Here is an 11413-nt window from a genome sequence, read left to right on the forward strand (position 1 = left end):
AGCACACGGTTCATACCCGTGGTGTCGAGGGTTCGAATCCCCCTCTCGCTATTTAACAAAAGGTCTGAAGATTCAATTTTATTGGGTTTTCGGACTTTTTTTGTTATAAAATTCCGGCTGCCTGTGGTAAGACCAGATGTGAAAAGTTAAGATTGACATTTTACATCGTTTTTTTTATCATAGTAAAAGAATAGACATAACGAATCATTTCGGGAAATGAGGATTGTATAATGAAAAAAAGAATGCTTTTTGTTTTCAACCCCAAATCAGGAAAAGGAAGAATCAAGATGCATCTGCTGGACATTGTGGATATCTTTAATAAAGGTGGGTACGAAGTGATCATCCGTGCCACGCAGGGACCGAAGGATGCTTATGAACAGGTGAAGGAATATGCAGATCAGGTAGATCTGATCGCCTGCAGTGGAGGTGACGGTACACTGGATGAGGTGGTTACCGGAATCGTGGAAGTGGGCAGCCAGACACCGATCGGGTATATCCCTGCAGGAAGCACCAATGATTTTGCCAACAGTCTGTTTATGCCGAAGAGTATGACTGCAGCTGCCTCCATGATCATGGAGGAGCAGATCTATCACTGTGACATCGGTAAATTTAATAACCAGACATTTGCCTATGTGGCTGCGTTTGGACTGTTTACCAATGTTTCCTATGAGACAGACCAGGATCTGAAAAATATCTTGGGACATGTTGCCTATGTGCTGGAAGGGATGAAGCAGCTTTTTGAGGTGAAATCCTATCATCTGAAGGTAACCTCCGATGAGCTGACTGTGGAGAATGATTTTATCTACGGTATGATTAGCAATTCCAGATCTGTAGGCGGATTTAAGAATCTTACCGGAAAAAACGTGGATATGAATGACGGACTGTTTGAGGTGACACTGATCACCAATCCGAAGAATCCGCTGGAGCTTCAGGAGATCATGACTGCGCTTCTTACTGCAGAGGATAATACAGATCTGATCTATTCTTTTAAGTCTGCGCATGTTGTGATAGAGTCAGAGGAGGCTGTTCCGTGGACGCTGGATGGAGAATTCGGTGGAGATCAGACCCGTGTGGAGATCGATAATCTTCATGAAGCCATGAACCTTTATCTTACCAGCAGTAAGAAACAGAAAAAAAGCCGGTTGAACCAGAAAATGCAGGAGATCAAGGAGATTACCCAGAAGAGCGAAGAATGATCCGAGTATCCGAAGACAAGGTGATCATACAGAGGTGAAAATGTCTTTCCTCATAAGAAAGACTGGATATACAGGAACGAAAAGGAGGAAGAAATGGGAGATTATATCAACGTAAAGGAAATCTTTGGCTGCGATGTATTTAACGATTCTGTTATGCAGGACCGTTTGCCGAAGAAGGTATACCGCGAACTGAAAAAGACAATAGAAGAGGGTAAGGAGCTGTCCATGGAGATCGCTGATGTGGTTGCACATGAGATGAAGGAATGGGCTATTGAGAAAGGTGCTACTCATTATTGTCACTGGTTTCAGCCGCTGACAGGTGTTACTGCCGAGAAACATGACGCATTTGTCACAGCGCCAAGAGAGGACGGAAAGGTACTCTTAAGCTTTTCTGGCAAGGAGCTGATCAAGGGTGAGCCGGATGCATCCTCATTTCCATCCGGAGGACTTCGTGCAACATTCGAGGCAAGAGGCTATACAACATGGGATTGCACATCACCTGCCTTTGTACGTCATGACGCAGCCGGCGGGATCTTATGTATCCCCACAGCATTCTGCTCCTACACAGGAGAGGCGCTTGACCAGAAAACACCGCTTCTTCGTTCCATGGAAGCGGTCAATACACAGGCGCTTCGACTTCTTCGCCTTTTCGGAAATACAACATCAAAAAAAGTAACTCCTTCCGTTGGAGCTGAGCAGGAGTATTTCCTGGTTGATAAGGAGAAATGGCTCCAGAGAAAAGACCTGATCTATACAGGAAGAACTCTTTTCGGTGCTATGCCGCCGAAGGGACAGGAGATGGATGACCACTATTTCGGAACCATCCGTCAGAGAATCTCCGCATACATGAAGGAAGTCAACGAGGAGTGCTGGAAGCTGGGCGTAACAGCAAAGACACAGCACAATGAGGTTGCACCTGCACAGCATGAGCTGGCACCGATCTACGCACCGGTAAATATTGCAGCAGATCACAACCAGATCATGATGCGTATCCTCAAAAAAGTTGCAAGCCGCCATGGTATGCGCTGCCTGCTTCATGAGAAACCGTTTGCAGGAGTTAACGGTTCCGGTAAGCACAACAACTGGTCCCTGACAACGGATGACGGGATCAACCTTCTTGAGCCGGGAAAAACTCCTCATGAGAATATCCAGTTCCTTCTTGTTCTCACCTGTATCCTGAAAGCCGTTGATGAGCATGCAGATCTTCTGAGAGAGTCTGCAGCAGACGTTGGAAACGATGAACGTCTCGGAGGAAACGAGGCACCGCCGGCAGTTATCTCCGTATTCCTTGGTGAGCAGCTTCAGGATGTTCTGGAGCAGCTGATCAGCACAGGTACCGCCACACACAGTAAGACCGGCGAGATCCTGGATACCGGTGTTAAGACACTTCCGGATTTCATGAAGGATGCTACAGACCGAAACAGAACATCACCATTTGCGTTCACAGGAAACAAATTTGAGTTCCGTATGGTTGGTTCCCGTGATTCCATTTCCGAGTGCAACGTAGTTCTGAACACGATTGCAGCAGAAGTATTCCGCGATGCATGCGACCGTCTGGAAGCAGCAGACGATTTTGATACTGCAGTACATGACCTGATCAAGGAGTATGCGATCCAGCATCAGCGTATTGTATTCAACGGAAACGGATATGCACCGGAGTGGGAGGCAGAGGCAAAGAGACGTGGACTTCCGATCCTTCCGTCCATGGTAGATGCCATTCCTGCGCTGACTACAGATAAGGCTGTGAAGCTTTTTGAATCCTTTAATGTATTTACAAGAGCAGAGCTTGAGTCCAGAGCAGAGATCCAGTATGAAGGCTATGCAAAGGCTATCAACATTGAGGCCAAGACCATGGTGGATGTAGCTACCAAGCAGATCATCCCGGCAGTGATCCGTTATACAACGGTTCTTGCAGAGTCCATCAATTCTGTGAAGGCAGTGAGCGCAGCGCTTGATGTCAGTGTACAGACAAGTCTTCTGGAAAAAACCTCCGCACTTCTTGCTGAGACCAAGACAGCTATGGATAAGCTTTCCGGACTGATCGCTGAGTCGGAATCCCATGAAGAGGGACGTGACCGTGCTGTATTCTTCCGAGAGAGCGTGGTACCGGCAATGCAGGCTTTAAGAAAACCTGTAGACGAGCTTGAGATGATCGTAGATAAAGATATGTGGCCGATGCCATCCTACGGTGATCTGATCTTTGAGGTATGATCGGTTAAATAAAATACAGGAAATAAGAGATGTTCCCTGGGTGCAGCGGCATCTTTGAGATCAAATGACGGGACAGATGTAAGATCTGTCCCGTTTTTTACCTGGCGGAGAAAAAATCTGTAAGCGGTTATCCGTCATAGGATCATATAATAACTGCGGATGAGGATATCTGCGGTATTCAATCAGATTCAGGAGTAAATATATATGATAGAATTAGAATTTTTAAAAGAACAGAACGTTTCCGAAAGCCTGATCCACGGTATCGAGGAGTTTCGAAAAAATTATAACGTTGACGAGGGGGCTGCAGCCAGAGTTACCAGACCGTCCATACCGTTCTACGGAAAAGAAATCCTGGAAATGGCCATTGCAGGACTTCTGGAAGGAGAAAATCTTCTTCTTGCAGGCCCAAAGGCCACGGGAAAAAATATCCTAGCAGAAAATCTGGCATATGCTTTTGGCCGCCCGGTTTATAATGTTTCCTTCCATGTCAATACAAACAGCGGAGACCTGATCGGAACGGATACCTTTGTAAACAATGAAGTCTGCCTCCGAAAGGGCAGCATCTATCAGTGTGCCGAGTATGGTGGCTTCGGTATTCTGGATGAGATCAATATGGCAAAGAACGATGCGGTCTCTGTCCTTCATGCAACTCTGGACTATCGTCGCTCCATTGATGTTCCGGGCTATGACCGGATCGACCTTCATCCTGCGGCACGTTTTATCGGAACCATGAACTACGGATATGCAGGAACAAAGGAGCTGAACGAAGCTCTGGTTTCTCGTTTCCTGGTGATCGATATGCCAGCGCAGACAGAAGAAACCCTGGGATTTATTTTCCGCAAAATGTTCCCGGAGGCAAAGAAAAAGGCAGTGGAACAGTTTATCGGTGTATTTATGGATCTTCAGAAGAAATCCGTAAACAGTGAGATCTCCACAAAAGCGCTGGATCTTCGAGGACTTCTGGCTGCTATGAAGATCGTTCGTGCAGGACTTTCTCCCCTGGCAGCAGTGCAGATGGGAGTGGTGAACAAAACCTTCGATATTTTTGAAAAGGAGATCGTGGACGATGTAGTCCGTACAAGGATCCCGGAAGAGTGGACAAAGGACGATGTCTATGCATAAAGATCTGACAGAAGAACTTTCTATAGAAGATTACAAGATGGAGCTGGAAAACCGGATCCGTAATCTCCTCTGGACGGTAAGCGGCGATTATACCCTGGATGTGAAGCCGGATGTATCGCTGTTTCTCCGCTCAAAAGAGATCGCTCTTTACGATGGAATCAAACAGGGGGCTTTTGCCAGATATTTTGACAAAAATCTGCTTGGCCTTTATCTTGTAAAAAAAATCTATCTGGATGCCTCTGAGACGGAGCTGACCGGGCTGACACAGCTCTGTATCGAAGCGGCAGTGGGAGAGCGGATCTGTGAAGAGCGCCCCGGGGTTCGCCGCATGAGAAAAAAAGCTCTGGAAGATATCCTGGATCAGGAATATGAAACCCTGCCTTTCTACGATAAGTTGTTAGACAGGCTGAAAATTGCAGTATTCCGTGATGTACTTACAGGAAGCGTACAGCCTCTGGAGAAAAAACTGTCTGCATTCCGGGATCAGATCTATGCCTGCGCAGAAAGCAGAGACACCATGGAACTGATTCGGATCATCGACAGCCTCTATAATGCGGTCATCGATCCGGACTTTGAGAAGAAAAACGGTTCCCTTGAACGGGTAATGGCGGTGACGCTGGAAGAACTGACGGAATTTGGCTGGGAAGACTACCTTAATGAAGAGATGTATGAGGAAGCTCTGGAAAATTATGTGGAAAAGCTCACAGACCGGATGACAGATATTGAAGATTCCTCGCTGACACAGGATATGGAAGAAAAACGTAAGGTGAAAAACAAGATCACGGTGATTTCAGAGGAAGCTCTTCAGAAAGCTCATACCTATGTGGAACTGAATTTTGGAAAAACCTATCTCACACCTGCGGAAGAAAAAAGAATGAACCATCTTATGTGCCGGGGAATACACGGAGACTGTAGCCTGTATTTTACAGAAGGAATCCTGAAAAATCCGGTTCGTGATAATTATCAGTACCAGTATGCAAAGCGTCTGCGTAATAAGAACATATGGATCTATCATGACAAGCACAGAATTGCAAAACGAAATATTGCCATATTGACTGAACTCCTGAAAAAAGCACTGGTGATCCGAAGTGAAAACCAGGAAGTCCTATCAGACCGGGGAACTATCGTTCCTTCCAGGCTGTGGCGTATAGGCAGAAGCGGTGAGGCAAATCTTTTTAAGAGGATTCTTCGTGGAGACAATACGGATTTTGTGGTGGATATACTGATCGATGCCAGTGGTTCACAGATGAGCCGACAGGGAGATGTGGCACTGCAGGCTTATATGATCAGCTCTGCCCTGAGCAATGTGGAAATCCCTCATCGGGTTATGAGCTACTGCACATTCTGGGATCATACGATCCTGCACAGGTTCCGGGAATATGATGATCCGGTTTCGGCAGATGAGGATATTTTCAATTATGTGACTTCCTCCAATAATCGGGACGGGCTTGCCATAAAAGCAGCGGGATACAGTCTTTTGCAGAGGGAAGAGGAAAAAAAGATCCTGATCATCTTAAGTGACGGACGCCCCTACGATGTGATCATAAACCGCCCCAATGCAAAAAATCCGGCCCCTTATCAGGGAAAATATGCCATTTCAGATACTGCAACAGAGGTGCGGCGTCTTCGGAGCCAGGGCGTCAGTGTTCTGGGGGTATTTGCAGGTGAAGAGAAGGATCTTCCGGCGGAAAAGAAGATTTTTGGAAAGGATTTTGCCTATATCCGGGATATCGGAAATTTCTCGAAGATTGTAGGGCGATATCTGACAAAACAGCTGGAAACGGACAACTGAAAAAAAAAAGTATTTTATTTTAAATGTATAATATTCAATTGTAAGGAATAAGGTCACTATGTTAGCATAAAAGCTGCATAGTGACCAATTATTTGCTTATAATTATACAGAAAATTGTAAATAATATATAATATCTCAGATATAATTTCTTGCAAAATACTGCGAAATTTGCTATACTATATAACGTTACTAATTTACTAGATAAAGGGAGAGGAAATATGAACAAAAACACAGAGTTCAAACCTTACATTCCTGCGGAGAAAATCACTCCGGAGCTCACAGTTACATCTGTGATTATGGGATGTATTCTTGCTGTCATCTTCGGCGCAGCCAATGCTTACCTTGGTCTTCGTGTTGGTATGACAGTATCTGCCTCCATTCCGGCGGCAGTTATCTCCATGGGTGTTATCCGCGTGATTCTTCGCAGAAACTCCATTCTGGAGAGCAATATGGTCCAGACTATCGGTTCAGCCGGTGAGTCTCTTGCAGCAGGTGCTATCTTCACCATGCCTGCACTGTTCCTCTGGGCAGAGGAAGGACTTACAAGCAAACCAGGCATCGTTGAGATCACTCTGATCGCACTTTGCGGTGGTATCCTTGGTGTACTTTTCATGGTACCCCTTCGTAATGCCCTCATTGTTAAAGAGCATGCAACTCTTCTCTATCCGGAAGGAACTGCCTGCGCAGACGTTCTTCTTGCCGGTGAGGAAGGCGGAGCAAATGCTTCCACAGTATTCTCCGGTATGGGACTTGCTGCTGTCTTCAAATTTGTTGTTGATGGACTGAAGCTTCTTCCGGCAGATGTTTCTGCAGCATTTAAATCCTTCAAGGGTGAGATCGGTATGGAGGTTTATCCGGCACTTCTCGGTGTTGGTTATATCGTAGGACCGAAGATCGCATCCTACATGTTTACAGGTTCTCTTATCGGCTGGATGGTCATCATTCCGCTGATCTGCCTGTTCGGACCTGATACATGGATGTATCCGGCAGCAGAGGGAACGACCATTGCCCAGCTTTACGCAAACGGCGGAGCATCAGCAATCTGGTCTACTTATGTTAAATATATCGGCGCAGGTGCTATCGCAACAGGTGGTATCATTTCCCTGATCAAATCCCTGCCGCTGATCGTTACAACCTTCCGTGACTCCATGAAGAGCATGAAGGGAAGCAAGAACACAAGCACAGAGAGAACCGCACAGGATCTTCCGATGCAGTTCATCCTTCTCGGTGTTATAGCAATGGTATTTATCATCTGGATCGTTCCGGCAATCCCGGTAACTCTTCTTGGTGCAGTTATCATCGTAGTTTTTGGATTCTTCTTTGCAACAGTATCTTCCCGTATGGTAGGTCTTGTAGGAAGCTCCAACAACCCGGTTTCCGGTATGGCTATCGCTACTCTTCTGATTGCTACATTTGCGATCAAGAGCTCCGGTAAAACAGGTATCGACGGAATGACAGCAGCGATCGCTGTTGGTTCTGTTATCTGTATCATCGCAGCGATCGCCGGTGATACCTCTCAGGACCTTAAGACAGGATACCTTCTCGGTGCTACACCTAAGAAGCAGCAGATGGGCGAGATGCTCGGTGTTGTTGTTTCCGGCCTTGCTATCGGCGGTGTTCTGTATCTTCTGGATGCAGCATGGGGCTACGGTACAGCAGAGATTCCTGCGCCACAGGCTCAGCTTATGAAGATGATCGTTGAGGGAATCATGGGCGGAAACCTTCCATGGGGACTTGTATTTGTAGGTGTATTCCTTGCAATCTGCCTTGAGATCCTCCGTATCCCGGTAATGCCTTTCGCAATCGGTCTTTACCTTCCAATCTACCTGAACGCAACCATCATGATCGGTGGTATCGTTCGTGGATTACTTGACAGCAGAAAAGGTGTTGACGAAAAAACCAAGACAGCTCAGTCCACAGATGGTACCCTGTACTGTGCTGGTATGATCGCCGGCGAGGGTCTTGTTGGAATTCTTCTTGCGATCTTTGCAGTTGTCGGTATCAGCCTTGATATGTCCGGCGTTGTAAACCTTGGAAATATCGGCGGCGTTGTGCTGATGATCATCATGATCCTGTCACTGCTTAAATTCTCTATCTGGAGAAAGAAGAAAGCCTGATGAGAAAAAACAAAAAGGATAAGAAACAGGATATCAACTATCTTGATCTGATCCCGGAAACAAACCAGTCGATCCGGTGGCACCGGGACCTGAAGCAGCGGATCATTCTTGAGATAGAGAATAAGGGTATGTTCAATACCATCGCGCAGAAGGTTTTTGGCAAGCCAAGGTTTTCCAAGGTTCATCTTGATGAAATGGGAACTTTTATCTGGCCTGAGATCGATGGAGCCAAAACCGTGCAGGAGCTTGCCCTGCTGGTGAAAGAGCATTTCGGAGATAAGGCAGAACCGCTTTATCCGAGAATCGTAAAATACTTTCAGATAATGGAAAGCTATGAATTTGTTCATTTTATAAATAAAAAGACAGAAAAATAGCATGGAGAACGGGAACGGACGCAGAATAGTGTACGGTCCCGTTCTTTTTATGACACGTCAGTGCGGGAAACTGATGCAGTTGTCATATGATACTATAGCATTTCTGGGATTTTCACAGCGGAATAGAAATATTGAGGACATTTCAAGACAGAAATTCCGGGAATTGCTGTAAAAAATGAAAGGAGCACTTTATGAGTCTTGTGAAAAAAAAGGACTGGTATCTGGATTATCTTCTGATCATAGTAGGAACCGGGCTGATGGCACTTGCCATCAATTCCGTTTTTGATGCAACCGGGCTGGTAACAGGCGGCTTTTCCGGTATAGCGATCCTGGTGAAGCATTGGACCGGTGAGATCATAGATGGCGGGGTTCCGCTGTGGCTTACCAATATCACGCTGAACATTCCGCTGTTTTTTCTGGGATGGCGGATCAAAGGCTTTTCCTTTGTAAAAAAAGCTCTGGTCGGTGAGATCTCCCTCTCAACCTGGCTTGCCATTCAGCCGGTGTGGAATATTGCGGGAGATGATCTCCTTCTGGCTGCTGTATACGGTGGTGTGATCCTGGGAATCGGCATTGGAATGGTTTTCCTTGGACAGGGAACCACAGGCGGAACGGATATGATGGCAGCACTGATCCAGAAGTATATGCGTCATTATTCCATCGCACAGATCATGCAGTTTATTGATGGACTTATTGTGATCGTAGGAATGTATGTGTTCGGTATCCAGCGGGCCCTGTATGCCATCATTGCGGTTTATCTGGTAACAAAAGTATCCGACAGTCTGATCGAAGGTCTGAAGTTTTCCAAACAGACATTTATCATCACGGAGAAGCCGGATGAGGTTGCCAGAGTCATTATGGAAGACCTAGATCGCGGAGCGACAGGGATCTGTGGCAAGGGGATGTATTCCGGTCAGGAGAAGACGATCATCTTCTGTGTGGTAAACAAAAAGGAAATTGTGAAGCTGAAAGAGCTGGTAGATGATATTGATCCCAACGCTTTTGTGATCGTTTCCGATGCAAGAGAAGTTCATGGGGAAGGTTTTATAGAGAAAAATTAGGCGGATTTCAACAAAAATTTGTAAATTTTTTCAGTTTTACTCTTTCATTTTTGGTGATTTTGTATTAAAATAGCCATAGATAGAGAGGGAAAGACAGAAGATAAGCATACACATAAGTGAGAAGGGATTGAACGGAATGATATCGAATCAGGTGTTACAGAATACGCTCGAGGGACTTAAAGAAATATCAAGGACGGAATTTTGTGTCATTGACACAGACGGCAAGGTACTTGCGTCTACCTTTTCTGATTTTGAGATCCAGCCGGCAGATATCCAGGCTTTTGTAGAATCCCAGGCGGACAGCCAGCTTGTCAAGGGATTTCAGTACTTTAAGGTCTGTGATGATTATCAGTTGGAATATGTCCTGGTAGCCCACGGAGATGATGAGGATACTTATATGGTAGGCAAGCTTGCAGCCTTCCAGATCCAGAATCTGATCGTTGCGTACAAGGAGCGTTTTGACAAAGACAGCTTTATCAAGAATCTTCTTCTTGATAATCTTCTTCTGGTGGATATTTACAACAGAGCGAAGAAGCTTCATATTGAAGCAGATGTCCGTCGTGTAGTTATGATCCTGGAACTGAACCAGGAGAAAGATCACAGCTCTGTAGAGAGCGTGAAAAGCCTTTTTGGCGGAAAGAGCAGAGATTTTATCACTGCTGTTGATGAGAAGAGCATCATTATAGTCAAGGAACTGGAAGAGGGAGAGGGCTATCCGGAGATGGATAAGCTGGCTCATACGATTATGGATACTCTGGATCTGAATAAAGATGGTGAGGATGTCCATATGGCATACGGTACCATTGTCAATGAGTTGAAAGAAGTTTCACGTTCCTACAAGGAAGCGCGTATGGCCCTTGATGTAGGTAAGATCTTCTTCGGAGACAGGGAAGTTATCGCATACAGCTCACTTGGAATCGGACGCCTGATCTATCAGCTGCCTATTCCTCTGTGTAAGATGTTTATCCGCGAGATCTTTGACAACAAATCTCCGGATGATTTCGATGAGGAGACACTTGTCACCATCGATAAATTCTTTGAGAACAGTCTGAACGTATCTGAAACTTCACGTCAGCTGTATATCCACAGAAATACGCTGGTATATCGTCTGGATAAACTCCAGAAGAGTACAGGCCTTGATTTGAGAGTGTTTGAGGATGCCATTACATTTAAGATCGCGCTGATGGTTGTTCGATATATGAAATATATGGAAACCTTAGAGTATTAATAGCATTCGGAATGCAAGATGATAGTTTGCTATATTAAGGTAACATATTAGAACTTTTAAACTGCCGCTTATTCCTTCCCGGAATAGGTGGCAGTTTTTGTATGAGCGTTTTTCATCATGGAATATTGTTGTAAATGTCCCTCCTGTTTGGAAGCATTCACGAAGTGTGTTACTGAGAACGGAGTGAGCAGTAACGAATTCACATGAACTTCACAGATAACATCCATGACTCTATTGTAATTTTGGTATTTTTACGTTAAAATAAATAATTTGAAGAGGGCTGTTGATTACTGTTCACTGGTAATATTCCGC

The 11413-nt window shown here is 45.4% G+C and carries 8 protein-coding genes; all 8 read left to right on the forward strand.

The window, feature by feature from the left end:
• The first annotated feature begins 230 nt into the window (after positions 1-230).
• On the forward strand, positions 231-1196 hold the full coding sequence (locus tag NE671_RS09190) for a diacylglycerol/lipid kinase family protein (RefSeq protein ID WP_161208724.1): 966 nt from the start codon (positions 231-233) through the stop codon (positions 1194-1196).
• 93 nt (positions 1197-1289) lie between these two features.
• Complete coding sequence (locus NE671_RS09195) at positions 1290-3407, forward strand: glutamine synthetase III family protein (RefSeq protein ID WP_021650786.1); 2118 nt, start codon at positions 1290-1292, stop codon at positions 3405-3407.
• Positions 3408-3611: 204 nt separating this feature from the next.
• Complete coding sequence (locus NE671_RS09200; protein ID WP_173740426.1) at positions 3612-4529, forward strand: AAA family ATPase; 918 nt, start codon at positions 3612-3614, stop codon at positions 4527-4529.
• Positions 4522-6321, forward strand: a complete 1800-nt coding sequence (locus NE671_RS09205; RefSeq protein WP_173740425.1) for a nitric oxide reductase activation protein — start codon at positions 4522-4524, stop codon at positions 6319-6321. Before NE671_RS09200 ends, NE671_RS09205 begins: the two co-directional genes overlap by 8 nt.
• A gap of 218 nt (positions 6322-6539) precedes the next feature.
• The gene (locus tag NE671_RS09210) at positions 6540-8438 is read left to right on the forward strand and encodes an OPT family oligopeptide transporter (protein WP_173740424.1); all 1899 of its coding nucleotides are present in this window, start codon (positions 6540-6542) and stop codon (positions 8436-8438) included.
• On the forward strand, positions 8438-8812 hold the full coding sequence (locus NE671_RS09215; protein ID WP_021650789.1) for a PqqD family protein: 375 nt from the start codon (positions 8438-8440) through the stop codon (positions 8810-8812). Before NE671_RS09210 ends, NE671_RS09215 begins: the two co-directional genes overlap by 1 nt.
• A gap of 191 nt (positions 8813-9003) precedes the next feature.
• Positions 9004-9873: a YitT family protein gene (locus NE671_RS09220; protein ID WP_059085351.1), complete on the forward strand. Its 870-nt coding sequence runs from the start codon at positions 9004-9006 to the stop codon at positions 9871-9873.
• Between the two features lie 136 nt (positions 9874-10009).
• Complete coding sequence (locus tag NE671_RS09225) at positions 10010-11101, forward strand: PucR family transcriptional regulator (protein ID WP_015526970.1); 1092 nt, start codon at positions 10010-10012, stop codon at positions 11099-11101.
• Positions 11102-11413: the final 312 nt, after the last annotated feature.

It is taken from the genome of Blautia sp. DFI.9.10 (assembly GCF_024461705.1).
Taxonomy (GTDB): domain Bacteria; phylum Bacillota; class Clostridia; order Lachnospirales; family Lachnospiraceae; genus Blautia_A; species Blautia_A fusiformis.